At 50.6% G+C, this 20,565-nt stretch carries 17 protein-coding genes; 12 read left to right on the top strand and 5 right to left on the bottom strand.

Going from position 1 to position 20,565, the window contains the following annotated elements; translation table 11 throughout:
- The first annotated feature begins 12 nt into the window (after positions 1–12).
- From NIA71_RS13650 to NIA71_RS13600, 11 genes are all read left to right on the top strand, one after another.
- On the top strand, positions 13–1,086 hold the full coding sequence (locus NIA71_RS13650) for an electron transfer flavoprotein subunit alpha/FixB family protein (protein WP_253020681.1): 1,074 nt from the start codon (positions 13–15) through the stop codon (positions 1,084–1,086).
- A gap of 20 nt (positions 1,087–1,106) precedes the next feature.
- Complete coding sequence (locus NIA71_RS13645; RefSeq protein ID WP_253020680.1) at positions 1,107–2,318, top strand: thiolase family protein; 1,212 nt, start codon at positions 1,107–1,109, stop codon at positions 2,316–2,318.
- 20 nt (positions 2,319–2,338) lie between these two features.
- Positions 2,339–3,196 carry a 3-hydroxyacyl-CoA dehydrogenase family protein gene (locus tag NIA71_RS13640; RefSeq protein WP_253020679.1) on the top strand — a complete coding sequence of 286 codons (858 nt, stop codon included), beginning with the start codon at positions 2,339–2,341 and terminating at the stop codon, positions 3,194–3,196.
- A 12-nt stretch (positions 3,197–3,208) separates the two neighbouring features.
- Positions 3,209–3,976, top strand: a complete 768-nt coding sequence (locus NIA71_RS13635; protein WP_253020678.1) for an enoyl-CoA hydratase/isomerase family protein — start codon at positions 3,209–3,211, stop codon at positions 3,974–3,976.
- A gap of 15 nt (positions 3,977–3,991) precedes the next feature.
- Complete coding sequence (locus tag NIA71_RS13630; RefSeq protein WP_269478356.1) at positions 3,992–5,221, top strand: 2-hydroxyacyl-CoA dehydratase subunit D; 1,230 nt, start codon at positions 3,992–3,994, stop codon at positions 5,219–5,221.
- 1 nt (position 5,222) lies between these two features.
- Complete coding sequence (locus tag NIA71_RS13625; RefSeq protein WP_253020677.1) at positions 5,223–6,350, top strand: 2-hydroxyacyl-CoA dehydratase subunit D; 1,128 nt, start codon at positions 5,223–5,225, stop codon at positions 6,348–6,350.
- A gap of 31 nt (positions 6,351–6,381) precedes the next feature.
- Positions 6,382–7,164, top strand: coding sequence for an acyl-CoA dehydratase activase (locus tag NIA71_RS13620; protein WP_253020676.1), 783 nt, complete (start codon positions 6,382–6,384; stop codon positions 7,162–7,164).
- 1 nt (position 7,165) lies between these two features.
- On the top strand, positions 7,166–7,606 hold the full coding sequence (gene fabZ, locus NIA71_RS13615; RefSeq protein ID WP_253020675.1) for a 3-hydroxyacyl-ACP dehydratase FabZ: 441 nt from the start codon (positions 7,166–7,168) through the stop codon (positions 7,604–7,606).
- Between the two features lie 33 nt (positions 7,607–7,639).
- Positions 7,640–8,956 carry an acetyl-CoA hydrolase/transferase family protein gene (locus tag NIA71_RS13610; protein ID WP_148398141.1) on the top strand — a complete coding sequence of 439 codons (1,317 nt, stop codon included), beginning with the start codon at positions 7,640–7,642 and terminating at the stop codon, positions 8,954–8,956.
- Between the two features lie 197 nt (positions 8,957–9,153).
- On the top strand, positions 9,154–9,576 hold the full coding sequence (locus NIA71_RS13605; protein WP_148398140.1) for a PaaI family thioesterase: 423 nt from the start codon (positions 9,154–9,156) through the stop codon (positions 9,574–9,576).
- Between the two features lie 29 nt (positions 9,577–9,605).
- Positions 9,606–10,553 carry an AEC family transporter gene (locus NIA71_RS13600; protein ID WP_148398139.1) on the top strand — a complete coding sequence of 316 codons (948 nt, stop codon included), beginning with the start codon at positions 9,606–9,608 and terminating at the stop codon, positions 10,551–10,553.
- 308 nt (positions 10,554–10,861) lie between these two features.
- Here NIA71_RS13600 and NIA71_RS13595 read toward each other — a convergent pair whose 3' ends face one another.
- Positions 10,862–12,595, bottom strand: coding sequence for a phospho-sugar mutase (locus tag NIA71_RS13595; protein ID WP_148398138.1), 1,734 nt, complete (start codon positions 12,593–12,595; stop codon positions 10,862–10,864).
- A gap of 69 nt (positions 12,596–12,664) precedes the next feature.
- On the opposite strand from NIA71_RS13595, the gene NIA71_RS13590 reads away from it, so the two are divergent.
- Positions 12,665–13,579 carry a glucokinase gene (locus NIA71_RS13590; RefSeq protein ID WP_253020674.1) on the top strand — a complete coding sequence of 305 codons (915 nt, stop codon included), beginning with the start codon at positions 12,665–12,667 and terminating at the stop codon, positions 13,577–13,579.
- Here NIA71_RS13590 and NIA71_RS13585 read toward each other — a convergent pair.
- The 4 genes from NIA71_RS13585 to NIA71_RS13570 are packed head-to-tail and all read right to left on the bottom strand — an operon-like array spanning position 13,562 to position 20,556.
- Positions 13,562–16,789, bottom strand: coding sequence for a 4-alpha-glucanotransferase (locus NIA71_RS13585; protein WP_253020673.1), 3,228 nt, complete (start codon positions 16,787–16,789; stop codon positions 13,562–13,564). The genes NIA71_RS13590 and NIA71_RS13585 overlap by 18 nt on opposite strands.
- A gap of 12 nt (positions 16,790–16,801) precedes the next feature.
- Entirely contained in the window at positions 16,802–18,283 is a 1,482-nt protein-coding gene (gene glgA, locus NIA71_RS13580) for a glycogen synthase GlgA (protein WP_227755605.1), read from the bottom strand.
- A 16-nt stretch (positions 18,284–18,299) separates the two neighbouring features.
- Positions 18,300–19,403: a glucose-1-phosphate adenylyltransferase subunit GlgD gene (gene glgD / locus NIA71_RS13575; protein ID WP_148398135.1), complete on the bottom strand. Its 1,104-nt coding sequence runs from the start codon at positions 19,401–19,403 to the stop codon at positions 18,300–18,302.
- On the bottom strand, positions 19,396–20,556 hold the full coding sequence (locus tag NIA71_RS13570; RefSeq protein ID WP_227755604.1) for a glucose-1-phosphate adenylyltransferase: 1,161 nt from the start codon (positions 20,554–20,556) through the stop codon (positions 19,396–19,398). Before NIA71_RS13570 ends, glgD begins: the two co-directional genes overlap by 8 nt.
- Between the last annotated feature and the right edge of the window lie 9 nt (positions 20,557–20,565).

Here is a 20,565-nt window from a genome sequence, read left to right as displayed (position 1 = left end):
AGGAAGGAAACGATGACAAAGTTTAGCGAATACAAGGACGTGTGGGTATACACCGAGCAGAGGGGCGGCAAGCTGATGAACGTGGCGCTGGAGCTGTTGGGAGAAGGGCGCAGGCTGTCTCGGGAGATCAGCGGGGACGCCAAAGTGTGCGCCGTGCTGGTGGGCCATGAAACGGACCACCTGGCAGAAGAGCTGACCGCCTATGGAGCGGACCGGATCTATCAGATCGATGATCCCCTGCTGGCCCATTACACCACCGACGGATACGCCAAGGTGATCACCCAGGCCATTGAGGAGCGCAAGCCGGAGATCGTGCTCTTTGGAGCCACCCACATCGGACGGGACCTGGCGCCGCGGATCGCGGCCAGACTGGACACCGGCCTGACCGCCGACTGCACCAGACTGGACATCGACACGGGCGACTACATGGACTACCTGGAGAAGAACACCACCGCCAGCCTGGCGGGCCTTAGCGCAGGTGACGGGGACAAAGGCCTCAAGCAGACCCGTCCGGCCTTCGGGGGCAACCTGATGGCCACCATCGTCACCCCCAGAACCCGGCCGCAGATGGCCACGGTCCGCCCGGGGGTCATGGAGAAGCTGGAAAAGGACCTGAGCCTGAAGAGCGAAGTGGTGCGGATACAGCCCCAGCTGAGCAAAGCGGACATAAAGGTGGAGATCCTGGACGTGGTCAAGGAGGCCAAGGAGCTGGTATCCCTGACCGATGCCAAGATCATCTGCTCCGGGGGACGAGGCCTGGGGGATGCCTCCGGGTTTGAATTAATCGAAGCCTTTGCTAAGAAGGTCGGCGGCGTGGTGGGCGCCTCTCGTGCAGCCGTAGATTCCGGATGGATCGATCAGTCGCATCAGGTTGGACAGACGGGCACCACCGTGAAGCCGAACATCTATTTCGCCTGCGGGATATCGGGGGCCATCCAGCATCTGGCTGGAATGCAGACCTCGGATATCATCGTGGCCATTAATAAGGATCCGGAAGCGCCGATGATGCAGCTGGCTGACTACGCGGTCTGCGGCGATCTGAAGAAGGTCATTCCGGAAATCATCGAAGCCTGGGATCAGGCGTAACAATTTAAGGGAGGAAAACAATGAAACCATGCGTAATAACAGGTGCGGCAAGAACAGCCGTAGGAGCTTATCTGGGAAGCTTAAAGACAGTTGAAGCTCAGGATCTGTGCGCTGCGGCCATCACAGCTGCGGCAAAGAGATCGGATATAGAACTGGGGGATCTGGATCAAGTAATCATGGGCGATGTATACGGATACACGCCCAACGTATCCAGATGTGCAGCTCTGGTTGCGGGAGTCCCTGAAGAAGTTCCTGCCTATGTCGTCGACCGTCAGTGCGCATCTTCATTGCAGGCAGTGGTTAGTGCTTGCTATGAGATCGCGGCAGGCGAAGCGGATATCGTCATGGCAGGCGGGGTAGAGGTCATGTCAAGGCTGCCCTTCTACCTTGATCCATCAGCCCGATACAAACCCTTCAGGCTGGGAGACAAACCACTGTTTGATACCTTCAACCACGGTGTGACCATGGTATCATCTAAAAAATATCCGGGTCTCAACATGGGACTGACAGCAGAAAACGTTGCTGAAAAATACGGAATTACAAGGGAAGAGATGGATGCTTTTTCCGTTGACAGCCAAAGAAAAATGGCCGAGGCAAAAGCTGCGGGCAAATTCAAAGAGGAGATCGTTCCTTTCGAGGTACAAGACCGAAAAGGCAATTTTATCGTCGACGAGGATGAACATAACACACCGGATACAACAATGGAAAGTCTGGCCAAACTGAAGCCCGCTTTTAAACGGGACGGCGGCCTGGTTACAGCAGGAAACTCCTCCGGCATGAACGACGGTGCCTCCGCAGTCGTTGTCATGTCAGAGGAAAAAGCCAGGGAACTGGGAAAAAAACCTTTGGTAAAAATCCTCAGCATGAGTGCGACGGGCTGCGATCCCAGAATCATGGGAATCGGACCTGTATCGGCCGTTAAAAAAGCGTTGGAAAAAGCCGCTCTGACCCTGGAAGATATGGACCTGGTGGAGCTCAATGAAGCGTTCGCCGCCCAGAGCCTGGGATGCCTGAAAGAATTGGGGATCGGCATGGACACGGATTTTTACAAGGAACGGGTCAATGTCAATGGCGGAGCGATTGCCCACGGTCATGCTCTCGCAAACAGCGGCACCAGAATCCTGACAACCCTGATTTATGAGATGAAGCGGAGGGATGCAAGATACGGTCTGGCCACGCTCTGCATCGGAGGCGGTCAGGGAATGGCAATGATCGTGGAGAATTGCAAATAAGAAGCAGGAGGAACAAAGACATGGATATAAAAAAAGCAGGAGTTGTAGGCGCCGGCATGATGGGTGCGGAAATCGCCCTGTGCTTTGCGCGGGCCGGGATTGAGACCGTTCTCAGCGACACTTCTAAGGAAATTGCAGAAAAAGGAAAAGAAAAACAAGCCGCAGTGCTGGATAAGAGCATAAAGAAGGGCAAGATCGATGAAGCGGCCAAAGCAGCTGCCCTGGAAAAGGTTACGCCAACGGGGGATCTTTCCGATATGGCGGACTGCGATTTTATCATAGAAGCTGTTCTGGAAAACCTGGAGATCAAACAGGGCATCTATAAACAGCTGGATAGGATCTGCAAAGAAAGTACCATTATTGCCAGCAACACTTCCAGCATCTCCATCACAAAATTGGCATCAGCTGTCAGCGAAAGCAGAAGAGGGAAGTTCATTGGAACCCACTTTAACTCGCCGGCCAGTGTGATGAAATTGGTAGAAATCATACCGGCGCTGCTCACCGATGACGAAACCGTAGATATCACCAAAGAGCTGCTTTTGTACATTGAGAAAGAACCGGTAAAAGTGAAGGACGTGGTAGGCTTCGGGCTTAACCGCTTATTCCACTGCTTTTACCTGGAGGCATGCAGACTGGTAGAAGAAGGCGTCTGCACGCCGGAAGATGTAGATAAGATTTGTAAATATGGATTGGGCCACCCGATGGGCATTTTTGCACTGCTTGATATCACCGGCCATGACCTGAATCAGAGCGTCGACCAAATCCTCTTTGAGGGATATGGGGAAAGGTTCAGACCCAGCCCTGTCATTCAAAGGCTGGTGGACTCGGGAAGACTGGGCAGAAAGTCAGGCGCCGGCTTTTATAATTACGAGAAATAGGAGGAAGAGAGCATGGCACAGGTATTATTAAAAAGAGAAGAAAATATTGCCATTATCCGAGTAAACAGGCCGGAAGCTCTCAACGCTCTCAGCCGGAGCATTATCGATGAAATGGATGAGCTGGTAGAAGAGGTGATGAAGGATAAGGAGATTCGCTGCCTGATTCTTCACAGTGAAAAAAACTTTGCCGCAGGTGCAGATATCAAGAAAATGGTCGAGTGCAACGAAGAGGAAGCACGGGCTTTCCTCTTTTCACCCACCTACAACAAGATTGCGGATCTGAGTATACCGGTCATTGCCGCTATTGAAGGCTATGCGCTGGGCGGCGGTATGGAGCTGGCCATGACTGCGGATATCCGCATTGCCGGTGAGGGCGCCAAGATGGGTTTCCCGGAAATTACACTGGGGATCATGCCCGGAGCCGGCGGTACCATCCGCGTTCCCAGAATTATTGGAGAGGCCAGAGCGAAAGAACTGATCTTTACCGGCGATGTGATAACAGCACAAAAGGCTCTGTCCATGGGCCTTGTTAACCGGGTGGCCGAGGACGATCATGTTTTGGATGAAGCGATGAAACTGGCAAAGAAGCTGGCAAAACGGGCTCCCATCGCAATGGCTATGGCAAAGAAGACGATCAAGGCCGGACAGGAAGAGCAAAGTCATAACAAAGGCATTGAGATTGAGGCCGCCAACTGGGCAAAACTCTTCACAACCCAAGATCAGAAAGAAGGCATGCGTGCATTTCTTGAAAAGAGAAAACCGGACTTTCAGAATAAATAGTTAAGAGGAGGAGACATGATGGATGGCAAACCTATGACATCAAAAGAAATGCTCAATCATTTGGTGGCAAAACACTATGAAGGCGCTCTGCAGGCGAAAAAAGAAGGCAGACCCGTTGTCTGGGCCACTTCAATCTGCCCGCAGGAGCTGCTTGAAACAATGGACCTTACCACCGTTTATCCGGAGAACCATGCTGCGGCTATCGGAGCAAGAAAAGAGGCGCTGCCCTTTATCGAACATTCCGAAGCGGAAGGCTATTCGGCGGATATCTGTTCTTATGCAAGAGTCAATATGGGATATGCGGATATTCAGCACGCAGAGGCACAGGATATACCGCTGCCGGATCTGATTTTCTGCTGCAGCAATATCTGCAATACGGTTATCAAGTGGTATGAAAATCTTGCGAAAAAGCTCAACATTCCGTTGATTATGTTTGATATGCCCTTTAACCATACGTACGAAGTGCCCGAGCACAGTGTAAAGTATATGCGGGGACAGATCGAACACGCCATTAAACAATTAGAGGACTTTACAAAGAAAAAATTTGATTACGATAAATTCGGCCAGGTTATGGAGCTTTCCAACGCCACCTGTGAATGGTGGAAAAAGGCGACTGACTGGGCCAAAGTAAAACCATCGCCCCTCAATGGCTTTGATATGTTTAATTACATGGCCATGATCGTCTGCATGAGGGGCAACGAAGACGGACACAAGCTTTTCAAGCTGTGGCACGATGAGATGGAAGCCAAGGCCAAAGCCGGCAAAGGGCCGTGGAATTCCGCAGAGGAAGTATACCGGGTGATCTGGGACGGCATCGCATGCTGGCCTCACTTGGCCGTGACCTTCAAGACGCTGAAAAAATACGGCATCAATATGGTGACGTCCACTTATCCTGAGTCCTGGAACGTTCGTTATGAAACCAACGATCTTTCCGGTATGGCAAAGGCTTATGCATCCAACTACGCCAACCGTAACCTGGACTATGATACGAATAATATGAAAACGCTCGTAGAAGATTTCAGCGTGGACGGGATCGTCTATCACTCCAATCGAAGCTGCAAGCTGATGGACTTCAGACAGTACGAGGTACAGCGGAGAGTGGCCGAGGCTACAGGAGTCCCCTCCGTTGTATTTGATGGAGATCAGACCGACCCCAGAAACTTTTCCGAAGCACAGTACGAAACGAGGATTCAGGCCTTAGTTGAAATGATGGAAAAAAATAAGGAAGCAAAGAGGAGGGGTTAAGATGAGCTATCAGGATACGGTCAAAAAATTAGAGCAGGCTGCTCTTCATCCGGCTAAGACGGTTACGGAACAGATCAAAGAAACCGGAAAAGACGCCTTCGGATGCTTCCCCATCTATACGCCGGAGGAAATCATCTACGCAGCGGGGCTTCTGCCCATAGGCATGTGGGGAGGAAAAACAGAGCTGAAGCTGGCGGATCGCTATTTACAGAGCTTTTGCTGCTCCATCATGCGATCCAATATCGAATATGGGATGAAAGGCACCTATAATATGCTCAAAGGAATTATCCTTCCCACCTTCTGCGATACGTTGAAATGCATCTGCGAAAACTGGAAGGTAGCGGTGCCCCAGGTACCCATCGTGCCCATCGTTTATCCGCAGAACCGCAATATCGATGCAGGCTTTACCTACATCGTAGAAGAACTGCAGCGGGTAAAAGGAGAGCTGGAAAAACTAACAGGCAAGCCCGTCAGCAGCGACGACTTGGAGGCCGCCTGGGAACTTTATGAGGAGTATCGGAAAACGATGCGGGAATTCACGGACGCAGCAGCCGAGTATCCTCACATTATCGGGGCCAAAACGCGGCATCTCATCATAAAAGCCGGATACTTTATGGATAAGAAGGCATATATGCGGGACATCCGGGATATCATTGCCGGACTTAACGCAGAGGAAAAGAAACCCTTTGCAGGAAACCGGGTGGTAGCAACCGGCCTTTTGGCAGAACCGGTTGAGCTGCTTGATATCTTTGAAGAAAATCAGGTTGCCTTTGCGGCCGACGACCTGGCCCAGGAATCGAGACAGTTCCGCACGCCGGGAAGAAGCCAGGGAAGTTTTTTTGAAAAAATGGCCGGCAGAATCTGTGATCAAAAAGGGGATACCTTCCTCTATGAAGCAGAAAAGACAAGAGGCCAAATGCTCATTGACCTGGTAAAAGAGAAGAAGGCTGATGCAGTTGTGATCTTTATGATGAAATTCTGCGATCCGGAGGAGTTCGATTACCCGATTTATAAGAAGGAGCTGGAAGCCGCGGGTATTCCGATGCTGTACCTGGAAATTGATCAGCAGATCGACTCTTTTGAACAGATTCGGACCAGAGTCCAGAGCTTCACAGAAATGCTCATTTAACCGATCAAATAAATGTGGAAGGAAAAATACCATGTATTTAGGAATTGATATTGGCTCATCTTCATCAAAAGTTGCCATTCTTGACGAACAAAAACAGATTGCTGCTGTTTCGGTTCTCAACCTGGGAACCGGGACGAATGCGTATGAAGATGTAATAAAAGATGCAATGGAGCAGGCCGGCGTCAGCAGAGAGGATATTTTATATATTGTCGCTACGGGATACGGCAGAATCAACTTAAAAGGCGCGGACAAGCAGATTACAGAAATTACCTGTCATGCAAAGGGCGCGGGCTTCTTGATGGATGACATTCATACCATCATTGACATCGGGGGCCAGGATGCAAAAGCCATCAAGCTGGGTGAAAACGGCCAGGTAGCGAACTTTGTTATGAATGAAAAGTGTGCTGCCGGAACAGGCCGGTTCCTGGAAGTAATGGCCAGAGTCCTGGGCTGCGGAATTGATGAGCTTTCATCTCTTGCCGAAAAATCCACGAAAGAAATATCGATCAGTAACGTATGCACCGTATTCGCCGAGAGTGAAGTCATTTCCAGGCTTTCGGCGGGAGAAAAGGTGGAAGATGTTGCCAGAGGGGCCCATATGGCTATTGCCAAACGGGTCATGGGTATGGCTGGAAGAGTAGGCTATGAACCAAAAGTGGCTATGACTGGCGGTGTCGCCCTCAACCAGGATATGGTAAGATGTATGTCAAAGGAAATGGGCTGCGATGTGGCGGTTGTCCCCCATTGTCAAGCGGTGGGAGCCATCGGCGCGGCAGTCTTTGCATATGAAATCAGCCATAAAGAGGAGAAATAAAATGGAAACAATCACAATGAACAAAGATCAGATCAAAGAAGTCATCCCCCATAGGGAACCGATGCTTTTAATCGATGAAGTTTTAGAAATGGTGCCGGGTGAAATGATTAAGACGGCGTTTTACCTGGATCCGGAACTGGATTTTTTCCGCGGACATTTTCCGGGTGAGCCGGTTATGCCGGGAGTATTGACCGTGGAATCCATGGCCCAGACTGCCGATGTGCTGCTTTTGTCCATGGAAAAATACGCAGGCAAGGTGCCTCTGTTCATCGGCATCGATCAGGTGAAATTCAAGAGAAAGATCGAACCGGGCGACAAAATTGAAATAGAAGCAAAGATCGTTAAGGTAAATGAACCCAAAGCCGTGGTTACCTGTGAAGCTGTCGTATATAATAAGGGCGAAATTTCCACGACAGGACTGGTAACACTAGCTATGCGTTGAACAGCATGAGACAGAAAGGATACAAAAAAGAAGATGGACTGGAAAACGATATATAAAGAAAGAACCGTCAGCGCAGAAGAAGCGCTGAGCCATGTAAAATCGGGCGACAGCGTCGTTCCCGCTCATGCTGCGGCAGAGCCGCAGTACCTGATCAACAAGCTGCTGGAACGCAAAGATCAGCTGGAAGGCGTGAGAATTACTCAGGGCCTTAACATCGGCGATGCGCCTTACGCAGCGCCGGAATACAAAGACGCCTTTGTAAACGTAAGCTTTTTCTGCGGAAAGAATAACCGCAAGTGCATCCAGGAGGGCCGGGGCGAGTTCCTGCCCATCCATTTCTACGCCCAGCCAAGGGCGATCCGGGAAGGGATCCTGCCCTGTGATATCGCGCTGGTTCAGGTGACGCCGCCGGATGAAAACGGCTATGTCAATATGGGAACCTCCTGCGACCAGACACGGGTAGCTATTGAAAAGGCCAGAGTGGCCATTGCCCAGGTAAACCAGAATATGCCTCATCTGTGCGGAGATACGCTGGTACATGTATCGGATATTGATTATTTTGTCGAATACGACGAGGATATCTATGAGATTCCGCTGATCAGCAGTGATGATCCGGTTGCAGAGAAAATTGGATATAATATATCGACTTTAATCGAGGATGGAGCTACGCTTCAAATGGGTCAGGGGACCATTCCCAACGCCATTCTCAAATTTTTGGAAGACAAAAAAGATTTGGGCATTCATACGGAAGTGTTTTCCGACAACCTGATCCCGCTGGTAAAGGCAGGTATCGTCAACGGCAGAAGAAAATCCATCAACCGGGGCAAGATCATTTCTACCTTTGTACAGGGTACAAAAGAGCTGTACGAATATGTAGATAACAACAATATGATTCAGCTGATGCCTGTGGACTATACCAATGATGTGGCGGTGATCGCAAAAAATGATAACATGGTTGCCATTAACTCGGCTCTGGAAGTAGATTTGATGGGTCAGGTCGTGGCCGATGCCATTGGATCCAAGACTTTCAGCGGTGTAGGCGGCCAGCTGGATTTCCTCAGAGGCGCAGAACAGGCAAAGAACGGCAAGCCGATCATTGCCCTGCCGTCAACGGCTAAGGGCGGTGAAATTTCGAGAATTTCCGCCGTACTCAAGCCAGGAACCCCAGTGACAACGACCAGACAGGATGTACATTATGTGGTTACCGAATATGGAATCGCCTATCTGTTTGGCAAGACCATCAAGCAGAGGGCCGAAGCTTTGATTAACATCGCCCATCCAAAATTCAGGGACCAGCTTAGAGAAGAGTTTCAGGACTACTGCAAGTCAGCAGGCCAGTTGTATTTCTAATAATCGTTCCTTCTTTTAACATTAACAATATTCAGTCAAGGAGAATGCCTCACGGAAAAAGAGTGGAGACATTCTCTTTGCTTTCGCCGGGATTGCAAAAGAAATAGTGGTCCGATCAGGGTTTTTGTTTTATAATAGAGAGTACGCAAAAAGCGGACAAAACGACAGGAAACAATTTAAAGGAGGATTTTATATATATGGAAGAACGTTTTCAAGAAATTTTAAATTATATCAAACATCCAAAAGAGGTCAGATTGAACAATATGCTGGACCCGTACTTTTTGGGGGCAGACGAAGATGAGATGATTGCCGACATCTTGTTTTGTACACAAGAATGGGAGCGGAATCAAAGAAATGAAATTCATGGAGGCGCCATCGCATCCATGTTTGACACGGCGATGGGTGTCAGCGCTGCCGCATTTCAAAAACAAGGCAGTGTTTCTACCGCCGATCTTCAAGTCAGCTTTATCCGGCCTTTTCTCAGCGGAGCGTTTATTTTTACCACGCAGATTACTAGTATGGGCAAGACACTGATCCGTGCCACCTGCATTGCACGGGAAAAGCAGAGCGGAAAAATCGTGGCCACTGCGTCTGGAACCTTTGTGCCATTTAAGAAATAGACCGGATTCTATTAGGGAGAAGAACGAGTATGTACGCCAAATATTTTGTCTTGTTTGCGATTTTGTTCACAGGATATTTTCTGCGAAAAATCAATTTTTTAGACGATAACATGAACCATGGACTTAATAAGTTCATCGTCTATTTTGCATACCCCTGTATGATCGTACATAATCTGGGGACCCTCACCATGGACAGACGGCTGATTTTCAACTTTTTATTGATGCTGATTCTGACGCTGGTCTGCTTTTTCCTTTACGCCGCATATATGTACTGGTACTGCAGACTGCGCAAGACCCCTCGGGAATTCTCCCATATTGTGGAGTTTTCCTCTTTCTGCCCTAATAATGGATTCATGGGCTTTCCCATTACCCTGATCTTCTTTGGGGAAGAAGGGCTATTTTTGATGCTGGCCCACAATGCTGCAATGAACTTTTTCTTTTTCGCTTACGGCGTGCGGCTGATGAGGCGCAATAAGGACGAGGTGAGAAAGCGGACGCCCCGGGCTGCAGCCCGTGCGGTTCTCAAGGTTCTGCTCAACCCCAACATTATTGCTCTGGCAGCAGGCTTTTTAATCAGCATTACCCATGTGGGTCTGCCCGAGCCGGTGGATGAATATCTGCTGTATATCGGAAATGTTTCAACGCCCATGGCCATGATCTTCATCGGGTCCACCCTGGCAAACTGCAATTTGCTGGAGATTATCAAAGATCATATTGTGATCGAGGCGACGGTCAACAAGTTGTTTCTGCTGCCGCTTTTGACCTTTGGCCTGGCTGTTTTCCTGCCCATCGACCCGCTGATCAAGGCGATGCTGGTGCTGGGCTGCTGCTTCCCGGCGGCTGCTATGGTATCCATGCTGGCGGAACAGGAAGGGGAGGATCAGACCATGTCCAGCAAGATCCTTTTTCTGAGCACCCTGATCTCGGTTATTACCATACCCCTGTCCATTCAGCTGCTCAGCCGAATTTTTTTGTAAGAATTTTGGCGCTAAGGGTCAGAATCGGATTCTGATGCCGGTCGGCTGTTTTCAACGATTGATCCACCTCAAATCCGGCTTGAAGCAGAAGTCTTCACTCTCTGTCAAGATCGGGCCCCGCAAACCCATTGCTCTGCGTAAAAAATAAAAAATTTTATAAAAATTTTCCCGGCCCTGGGCCATGGCCTCCAGGCCTAGAACCTGATTTCGGAACGCTGCCCAAATGGAAATCACCCTGTATAACAAAGCATTTGTCAGGAATTGCAGCCTGTAGCCGTTGGAAAAATCTCAACAATTTGGTCAATATGTCACAAAAGCTGCTCGATCAAGGAAAAGAAATCCTTCTTTGTCCGCTCCAGAGTTTCCTCCGCATCCCGGCGGCCGTTGCCGGCGACACAGAAATAAAAGCGAATCTTGGGTTCCGTGCCCGACGGTCTGGCTTTGATGAATCCGCCGTTTTCAAAAGTCAGTCCGACGATGTTGACCTTTGGAAAATCCAAATCCAGCATGCAGCCGTTTTTTAACTGCTTGCCTCTGTCATAATATTCCCGGCTGATGATTTTTTGGCCGCCGATCCGGCAGCGATCATCGGCTGCTAAGAACTTCATAATCTGGTCGATCCGTTCTTTTCCGTCTTTTCCCATGAGCGTACAAGCAACCTGTTCATCGAGGAAATAGCCGTAGGTATCAAAGAGTCCGTCCAGAACATCGGTCAATGTCTTTCCCTCGATCTCCTGATAATAGAGCGCGGCTTCCGCTACAAGTGCAGCGCCCAGGACCGCATCCTTGTCCCTGGCGTATGTGCCTTTGAGATAACCCAGACTTTCCTCAAAGCCAAACAAAAAACTTCCTTTGCCCGTCTCTTCCATCTCTTTAATCTGTTCCCCGATAAATTTAAAGCCGACCGGTACCTTTTTCAGTGGTACGGCCAGTTCCTCCGCCAGCTTTTCGGTCAGGGCAGTGGAAACGATGCTTTGCAGCATGATACCATCTGCGGGCAGGCCCTTTTCCGCTTTTTGCGATCCAATGATGTAATTGGCTAAAATGACTCCTACCTGATTGCCAGTCAAATGCTGGTATTCCCCTTTGCTGGTCCTGCACTGAACTCCCAGACGGTCCGAATCCGGATCCGTAGCCAGCAGCAGATCGGCCTGCAGTTCTTTAGCATAGGTCAAAGCAAGTTCCCATGCACCTTCATCTTCCGGATTGGGAACGTGAACCGTAGAAAATTCCGAATCGGGCTCAGCTTGTTCAGGGACAGTAAAGATCTGGGAAAATCCGTTCTGGGAAAGGATGCGCTCAACAAAAACCCGGCCAGCGCCGTGGAGCGGGGTGTAAACGATCTTCAGTCCGCAGCCCTTCTGCTGATCCAGCTGGGGATGGAGCAGCTGCTCCTGGACGCAAGTCATATAACAATCGTCCACCTCCTGGCCGATCATTTCCAACAGCCCTGAAGCAAGGGCTTCCTCGCGGGAAAGGACAGAAACATCCCATCCGCACTCGTCCATCTTGGCCATGATCTCATCGGCTTGGGCCGGAGGAAGCTGGGCGCCGTCCTCCCAGTAGACCTTATAACCGTTGTATTCTTTTGGATTATGGCTGGCGGTGATCATGACGCCGGCAATGGCATGCTTGTGGCGAATGGTAAAGGATAATTCCGGTGTTGAACGGAGAGATTCAAACAAGTATGCCCGAATACCATGAGCTGCAAGTACCAGGGCCGTCTCCATAGCAAAATCCTCTGAAAACCGGCGGGAATCATAAGCGATTGCTACTCCCCGATTTTTCGCATCTTCGCCGTGGTCTGCAATGACGCGGGCAAAGCTGGCTGTCAGTTTACGGATCAGATATAGATTCATACGATTGGTTCCGGCTCCAAGCATACCGCGCATGCCTCCAGTTCCAAACTCCAGATCGCAGTAAAAGCGATCCTCGATATCCTTTTCATCGGTTATAGCCTTGAGCTCCGCCTTCGTAGCTTCGTCAAAATACGGGCTGGTAAGCCACTGCTGATAACGGTCTTCGACTTCTTTATTTAACATAGCATTTCCCTCACTTCCTGAGTTGATCTGTGATATACTGAATATAATTAAGACACGGAGGCCTTACCTATGATCATGACAATGGATATTGGCGGAACCAAAACCTTATGCACCTTCTGGGAGGACGGCCGGCCGGCGGAGAGACAGCGGATCCCCACCGCATCAATCGATGACCTTGGCCGTCTCATATCCCAGCTGGCCTGCGGCAGGACCGTGGAATGCCTCTGCATTGCAGCCGCTGGCCCCGTCCACAGGCAGACGGTGGAACTGACCGGCACGGGGCTGCGTATTGATCGGGACTCCCTGAAAAATGCGCTTCCCCAAATCCCGACGATTATACTCATGAACGATCTTGCAGCGGTGGGATACGCATTGCCTGCCATTGCGACGGGGCAGCTCTTATCTTTAAAAGAAGGCTCTCCCCAAAAAGGCGCAAAGGCAGTCCTCTCTCTGGGAACCGGCCTGGGGGTCTGTGTGATTACCCCTGTAGGGGAAGTACTGCCATCAGAAGGCGGCCATATGGATTTTGCTCCCGGAGACCTGCGCCAGCAGCAAATCTGCGATACACTGCACAAGCAATATGGCCGTCTCAGCTGTGAACGGCTGCTATCCGGCCAGGGACTTGTCAATATCTATGGTGCACTGACCGGTGCCTGGGGCCTGAGCCCTGCGCAGATCACTGACAAAGCTTTCAAGCAAGAACCCGATGCCATGGAAACCATGACGGTGTTTTCTCAGATCCTAGGTTCTGCCTGCGGTAACTTTGGCTTGATCTTCATGGCATCGGGGGGCATTTATCTCAGCGGCGGCATTCTTCCAAAGATCCATCCTCTGCTGGACCAGAATGCTTTTTTGAACGCATTTCTAGATAAGGGCCGGGTACGAGATCTCCTGGAGGAGATCCCCATCCGTCTCATCCTGGATGAAACCGCCCCATCGCTGGGAGCGGCCCTTTACGCAGCCAGGCTATCTGCCACTGTCTAACGCCCATCTTCGCACTTTTGCTGCCAGCTCCTGTGTCAACTGAGAGGGCTGGGCCTGCCAGGTCCAATTGCCAAGTGCCCGGCCCGGCACATTCATCCGGCTTTCATCCCCCAGCCCCAGCAAATCTTGAAGAGGCGTGATGATCCAGGCGCCATTGCCTTTATATAATGACTCTATTATAGCATCACTTCCCCGGGGCTGGGTAGTATTTTCTGCGCACCATGCGGCGAGAGTCCGGTTGTCGTGGGTGCCGGTATAGTAAAGTTTTTCTGCCGCCGCCTTATCGGGCAGGCACTCCATTTCGCCATGAGAAAACTGATAGACCATCATCCCCGGATATCGGCAAAGATGGAGCAGGTTTTTAACCTGGATGTCCAGACAACCTAAATCCTCCGCTAAAAGGGGCAGCTGACCCAGATGCTTTGTTAAACAGCGGAAAAAATCCTCGCCCGGACCGGGAAGCCATACGCCCTCGCAGGCTGCTTTACCAGGAGGAATGGCGTAAGCAGCTGAAAATCCTCGAAAGTGGTCGCAGCGAATATAGTCATAATGCCTCATTGCCTGGGAAATGCGCCGGCGCCACCACCAATAGTCTTCCTTTTTCATCCGATCCCAATCACATAATGGATTACCCCAACTCTGTCCGTCCGGGCAAAATTCATCGGCGGGCGCCCCGACATAAGCCAGTGGGAGACCGTCATCCCCAAGGAGAAACAAGTCCCTGTGGGCCCAGGTATCGGCGCTGTCGGTCCCGGGACTGAAGGGCAGATCCCCGATGACCGAGATTCCTTTTTTATTGGCATAGGTCTTTAAATGTTCCCACTGGGACCAAAAGCAGAACTGACGGCGGCGGATTGCTTCCAGCCGCTGTCCCGCCTGCTGTTTCCAAGAATCCAGGTTCGTTCGATCCCGCTCGGGCTGAGGCCATTTCTGCCAGGGTAAATCCGAAAACTCTTCCTTTAACACCATATATAGCGCAAAGTCCTCCAGCCAAAAGGCTTCCTGGCGGCAAAAGGCTTGATAACGGTCCCAATCCAGGGGAGCATCCTCATCCATAAGACGCTCATCTCCCGCAAAGACTGCTGGGCTGGAATAGGGCGAATCTCCCTCCCCTCCCGCGGGGTTGAGGGGCAGGATCTGCCATAATTTCTGACCGCAATCGGACAGATAATCAATAAACTGCTTTGCTCCAGAGTCCATCTTTGCCGAAGGTATGGACGAGATGTGGCATAACACGCCTGCCCGCCGCTTCAGCGAACGCTTTTGGGGCGGATTGGTACGGCAGTCGAGGACCATGGCCGATAGCGGCGGCAGATTAACTAAGAGGCTGCCATCCTTTGGATAAAAGACCCTCGAAGTAAGAAGCTCCAGTACATAGGTCGTTTTTTCGGGCAGGGACAATTGAAAAGAGACCGCTCCAAAGATATGACGATTAACAGCGGCGATTAGCCTGCGGCCGTCCCCTTTTTCCCACCTGGTACATATAAAAACATGTTCCCCTTCCCAGGAAAACCGGTAGTCTCCATCAGCAAGAAAGGCATACTGCTTTCTCAAAGCAGCCAGCATCCGATAATGTGCCAGCAGTTCCTGGTCCTCCCGGCCCCAGGGATAGGTGCCCCGGTTATAAGGATCTTCGTATCCCTGACAGCCAGCCTCATCCCCATAGTAGACAGCGGGAACTCCCGGCAGAATGAACTGGAGCAGACTGATAAGCTTCAGCCGCTGCTTTGCCAGGGCATATTTATCCTTTGACAGTCGGTATCCCTCCTTCTTGTCGTATTCCAAATCCTGGGGAGCATCGCCCAGCACAGTGAGAATACGAGGCTGATCGTGGCTTCCAAGGAGATTAAATGACGCGTAGAAGTTCTGAGGCGGATAATTTTCAGCCAGGCTCAAAAGGCGGCGCACTGCGTTTTCCGCAGAACACCGGCCGCACATGTAATCCATTAGAAGACCGCGCAAGGGATAGTTCATCACCGCGTCCAGCTCTCCTCCCAGAAAATACCGCCGCCGCTGCCCATAGCTGATCTTGTTGCTGGCATCCTCCCACACTTCCCCGATGAGGACGCCCTTGGGATCATAATCCTCCATGGCTTTTTTGATGCCGGCAATGAAGGAATCGGGAAGCTCGTCAGCCACATCCAGTCGCCAGCCGCCTGCCCCCTCATTCAGCCAGCGGCGGATGACACTGTCTCTGCCGCCGAAGATAAATTCCTGATAGGAGGAATTGCTTTTATTAACCGCGGGAAGATCGGCAACCCCCCACCAGCTGGCATACTCATCGGGAAAACTGGTAAAGGAATACCAATCGTAATAAAGCGATTGCGGCCCCTGGCAAGCGCCGGGCTCTCGGTAGCGGCCAAAGCGGTTGAAGTATTTACTGTCGGCGCCGGTGTGGTTGAAAACCCCGTCCAGTATGAAGCGGATTCCCAGGCGCTCCCCATCTCGGATTAGGCGGGAAAACTCCTCCAGGCTGCCAAAGGACGGATCAATGCGCAGGTAGTCGGCCGTATCGTATTTGTGATTGCTGCGTGCCAAAAAAATAGGATTGAGATAGATGGTTCCCGCCCCCAAGCTTTTTAAATACAAGAGCCGGCTGCGAATTCCTTCCAGGCTGCCGCCGAAAAAAGGCCAGCGAATTACTTCTCCCTTTGTATTCCGGCTATAAAAGGGCTGATCGTACCAGTTCTGCTGAATCAGCCGCGAAGGGAAAGTCTCTGCGAATGGCTCGGCGGCGGCATCGGCCTGTCTGGAAAGCCAGGCGTCATCTCGGGCAAATCGATCAGGAAAAATTTGATAAAGAATGGAATGAGTATACCAGTCAGGAACGGAAGACGGCGCATAGACGGTAATCTGAAAGGGCGGCGGAATATGGTCGTACAGGAGGCCTTCTCCGCCGAGCTGCTGGGGATTGTTCCCATAATAAAGGGGAGATCCGTCGGTGCCGGTTATAGAAAAATAATACCAGCATAATGCCGGGCTGGCAGAAGCGACGATTTCTATGGAAAAAAGCTGCAGATTCCGGGAGTGCCGCACACCTTCCATTGCAGCAGGCTCAGCATTCGTCCCGTCCATATACAAGTACAAGAAGCAGCCGGGGCACGGACACTCCCCTTCCACCGCCAGGGAAAGACAAATGCGCGTTCCTGCAGCTACAGCGCCTTTTGGAGACCGATAAGCCGGATCCTGTGAATTGTGATAAACGTTCATAAATCATTCCTTTTATAGATGGATTAAATCCCGGTAAAGGGCAGCATATTTTTCTGCCGAAGCTTTCCAGGAAAAATTTTTTTTCATAGCGCGCACTGCCAGAGCATCCCAAGACGCTCTGCGGTTGGTGTAAAGATCCAAGGCGCTCTTGATGGTAAACAGCAGTTCATGAGCATTATAGTTGGCAAAGCTGAATCCGTCGCCGGTATCCTCATATTGGTTATAGGCGATGACGCTGTCCGCCAGCCCTCCGGTTTCCCGTACTATGGGAATCGTGCCATAACGCATAGCTGCCATTTGTGACAGGCCGCAAGGTTCGAACTTGGACGGCATCAACAGAATATCAGCAGCAGCATAAAATTTAGATGACATGGGAGCGTCAAAAGTCATGCAGGCCCGAACTTTCTGAGGCATGCGGGCCTGATAGCCGCGGAAAGCATCCTCGTATTTGGCATCCCCAACTCCCAGGACAGCCAGCTGGACTCGCTCACAGAGGAGCTCATCGAGAATTCCCAGGACCAGATCGAGGCCTTTCTGCTCAGTCAGACGGCTGATGATGACAAGAAGCGGTATGCTTTCATCCCTTTTTAGCCCCAGTTCTTCCTGAAGAGCACGTTTGTTGGCGGCCTTTCCCTGCTGAAAGGAAGACGGCCGATACCTTTCATAAAGGCATCGATCTTTAGCCGGAGAATACTTTGATTGGTCGATTCCATTGAGAATTCCAGTGAGAACGGAGCTTCGTCGTCGAAAGATTTCTTCCATGTGCTCTCCGTAATATGCAGTGCGGATTTCTTTGGCATAGGTAGGACTGACTGTGGTGAGCCGGTCGCTGTAATAAAGGGCTCCCTGAAGATAGTTAATACTCCCCTCAAAGGCCAGCTGGTCAGAGGCGGATCTGCTATGGGCAAGCCCCAGGACATCAGCCAGCATCGACTTGGGAAAAATACCTTGAAATTTAAGATTATGTACAGAAAATACGGTGCGTAGCCGCGTATATTTTGGGGCTTCCATGTATTGTTCACGGAGGAATACCGGAATTAGAGCCGTATGCCAATCATTGCAGTGGAGGATATCTGGAAAAAAATCCGGGAGATGCTGGAGGCACTCCAGTACTGACTTGCAGAAAAAAGCGGTACGCTCACCATCATCCTCATAGCCGTAAGGTCCGGACCGCTTAAAGTAATATTCGTTGTCCACAAAATAATAGGTGACGCCTTTTTCCCGCAGCATTTGGATGCCGCAGTACTGCCGCCGCCAGCCCAGCGGAACTTCAAACTGGGTAATGGTGATCATCCTGCTTTTAAATTCCTGCGGGATTGAGGCCAGCTTGGGCAGGATGACCCTTACCTGCACGCCGGTTTTGCATAAGGCAGCGGGAAGGGATCCTCCTACATCTCCCAAGCCGCCTGTTTTAATAAAAGGGTCGGCTTCGAATATGGCGTATAGAACTTTGATCGGACTTGTCTTTTGCGAATGGTTGCTTTTGTTGGTCATATTGAATTCCTTTGCTCTAAACTTCTTTACTTTTTTCGATTACCAGCGGCGTATAGCGGTTGCCGCTGAGGCGGGTATCCTCGTTAATCCGCACGAATTTGTCGCAGATCACATTTTCCATAAAGGCGCCGGTTTTAATATTGCTCTGCTGCATGATCACACAGTTTTTGACCACTGCTCCCCTGCCGATGCGGACGCTCCTTGAGAGGATGCTGTTTTCGACAGTTCCTTCGATGACACAGCCGTTTGCAATCAGCGAATTGGACACATGGGATCCAGATCGATATTTGGACGGCGGCGAGTCCTGCACCTTTGTAAAAATTTTGCGGCCGTTATTGAATAATTCGTCGCTGATTTCGGGCTTGAGCAAATCCAGCGAGCAGCGCATATAGTCATAAGTGCTGTCAACTGCACCCACATAGCCGTCAAAACGATAGGAATCGATTTTCATATCAATTATATTTTCATAAATAATTTCCATGAGATCAACATAGCTCATGGTTTCATACCAATCCATCAAGGCCAGCAGATCTTCTTGGTTAATGACAAAACAGTCCATGAACCAGGCGGCGTGACCGGCTGTCTGCCTGCGGATTCCCACCAGCCTGCCGTCCTGTCCCAGATCGAGGAAGGGGCCCTGCTTCATATGGGCGTCTGCGATCTCTTTGTAAACCATGGTGATCTGGGCGCCCGATTGGCGATGCTGGCGAATCAGCGGCTGGAGGTCCATGTTATAGATCTTATTGCTAGCGCTTACAACGACCAGATGCCCATTGGCCCGAGCAAGATACGGACGATTGTCAATAAAGTCCCGCAGCAGGAACTTTCCTTCAAACCGCTTTAATCCATAGATGGAACCCGGCAGGAAAAACAGGCCTCCTGATTTTCGATCTAAAGACCAGTACTTTCCATCTCCCAGATGGTCGATGATGGAGCGGTAGCAGTGAGAAGTGGTGATGCCCACAGAACGAACTCCGGAATGAACCATGTTGGAGAGAGGAAAATCCACCAGCCGGTATCTGCCTCCAAAGGGAATGGTAGCTGCCGGCCGGTTCTGGGCCAGGGGGCCGAAATGGCCGTTGGTATAATTGGTGGTAATCAGTCCGATAACCTTATTCATGGCTTCCTCCTTCCTGTTGCTTGAACACGGTCTGATTGTCGCCGATGACCGTGATTTCCTGTCCTTTTCTGTTTCCGCAGACAGCGTCCTCCCCTACTACGGCATGTTCGCCGACAATGGTCCGGAATACCTGGGCGCCTTTTTTCACGGACGCGCCGGGCAGGAGAATGGAATCGGATACACTGGCTCCCGCCTCAATGGAGACCTCAAAGCTGAGAATGGAATTTTTTACATCACCCAAAATGCGGCTGCCATTGCAGATGAGGCTGTTTTCCACCACAGCGCCGCGGCCGATGTAATGGGGCGGATAAATATTGGAATTACTGAAGATTCGCATATCCTCTTCAAAGATATTAAACTGGGACTGGGGATTGAGAAGCTCCATGTTTGTATGATAATAGCTGTCGATTGTTCCCACATCCTGCCAGTAGCCGGAAAAGGTATAGGCACAGAGCCTTTTGCCCTGATTTAGGAGCATGGGAATCACATTCTTGCCAAAATCATGGTCGGAGCGGGAATTTTGATGATCCCCTATAAGGGCCTCTTTTAGAACCTTCCAATTAAACATATAAATGCCCATGGAGGCCAGGTTGCTGTCGGGATTCTTCGGTTTTTCGGAAAATTTGACGATTTGATGCTTCTCATCGGCAGTCAGAATGCCGAATCGGCAGGCGTCTTCCCAGGCCACTTTCATTACGGAAATGGTCAGGTCGGCTCCGGTCTGCTTGTGTTCTTCCAGCATTAAGCTGTAATCCATTTTATAAAGATGATCGCCAGAAATAATTAAAACGTATTGAGGATCGTAGTTATCAATAAAATCTATGTTTTGAAAGATGGCATCTGCAGTTCCCTGGTACCATTGACCGCCTGCCTCGGTGGCGTAGGGCGGCAGCACGAATACGCCTCCGTAAGCATCATCCAGATCCCAGGCGGCGCCGGTACCAATGTAGGAATTGAGCAGCAAAGGTTTATACTGTGTCAGCACGCCCACCGTATTGATGTTGGAATTGGTACAATTGGACAGGCTGAAGTCAATGATTCTATATTTTCCGCCAAAAGCTACAGCCGGCTTGGCAATATTTCTGGTCAGCGCGCCCAATCGGCTGCCTTGCCCGCCGGCCAGCAGCATCGCTACGCATTCTTGCTTTCGCATAATAAACCC

Origin of the sequence: Ihubacter massiliensis (genome assembly GCF_024125305.1) — a bacterium.
Lineage (GTDB): Bacteria > Bacillota > Clostridia > Peptostreptococcales > Anaerovoracaceae > Hominibacterium > Hominibacterium faecale.
The sequence above is the reverse complement of the archived record's forward strand: the minus strand, read 5'-3'. Positions and strand labels throughout refer to the sequence as shown.

Bases quoted from the DNA above. Each gene is read 5' to 3' on its own strand.
- NIA71_RS13650 (WP_253020681.1), top strand. From the start codon at position 13: ATGACAAAGTTTAGCGAATACAAGGACGTGTGGGTATACACCGAGCAG.
- NIA71_RS13645 (WP_253020680.1), top strand. From the start codon at position 1,107: ATGAAACCATGCGTAATAACAGGTGCGGCAAGAACAGCCGTAGGAGCT.
- NIA71_RS13640 (WP_253020679.1), top strand. From the start codon at position 2,339: ATGGATATAAAAAAAGCAGGAGTTGTAGGCGCCGGCATGATGGGTGCG.
- NIA71_RS13635 (WP_253020678.1), top strand. From the start codon at position 3,209: ATGGCACAGGTATTATTAAAAAGAGAAGAAAATATTGCCATTATCCGA.
- NIA71_RS13630 (WP_269478356.1), top strand. From the start codon at position 3,992: ATGATGGATGGCAAACCTATGACATCAAAAGAAATGCTCAATCATTTG.
- NIA71_RS13625 (WP_253020677.1), top strand. From the start codon at position 5,223: ATGAGCTATCAGGATACGGTCAAAAAATTAGAGCAGGCTGCTCTTCAT.
- NIA71_RS13620 (WP_253020676.1), top strand. From the start codon at position 6,382: ATGTATTTAGGAATTGATATTGGCTCATCTTCATCAAAAGTTGCCATT.
- fabZ (WP_253020675.1), top strand. From the start codon at position 7,166: ATGGAAACAATCACAATGAACAAAGATCAGATCAAAGAAGTCATCCCC.
- NIA71_RS13610 (WP_148398141.1), top strand. From the start codon at position 7,640: ATGGACTGGAAAACGATATATAAAGAAAGAACCGTCAGCGCAGAAGAA.
- NIA71_RS13605 (WP_148398140.1), top strand. From the start codon at position 9,154: ATGGAAGAACGTTTTCAAGAAATTTTAAATTATATCAAACATCCAAAA.
- NIA71_RS13600 (WP_148398139.1), top strand. From the start codon at position 9,606: ATGTACGCCAAATATTTTGTCTTGTTTGCGATTTTGTTCACAGGATAT.
- NIA71_RS13595 (WP_148398138.1), bottom strand. From the start codon at position 12,595: ATGTTAAATAAAGAAGTCGAAGACCGTTATCAGCAGTGGCTTACCAGC.
- NIA71_RS13590 (WP_253020674.1), top strand. From the start codon at position 12,665: ATGATCATGACAATGGATATTGGCGGAACCAAAACCTTATGCACCTTC.
- NIA71_RS13585 (WP_253020673.1), bottom strand. From the start codon at position 16,789: ATGAACGTTTATCACAATTCACAGGATCCGGCTTATCGGTCTCCAAAA.
- glgA (WP_227755605.1), bottom strand. From the start codon at position 18,283: ATGACCAACAAAAGCAACCATTCGCAAAAGACAAGTCCGATCAAAGTT.
- glgD (WP_148398135.1), bottom strand. From the start codon at position 19,403: ATGAATAAGGTTATCGGACTGATTACCACCAATTATACCAACGGCCAT.
- NIA71_RS13570 (WP_227755604.1), bottom strand. From the start codon at position 20,556: ATGCGAAAGCAAGAATGCGTAGCGATGCTGCTGGCCGGCGGGCAAGGC.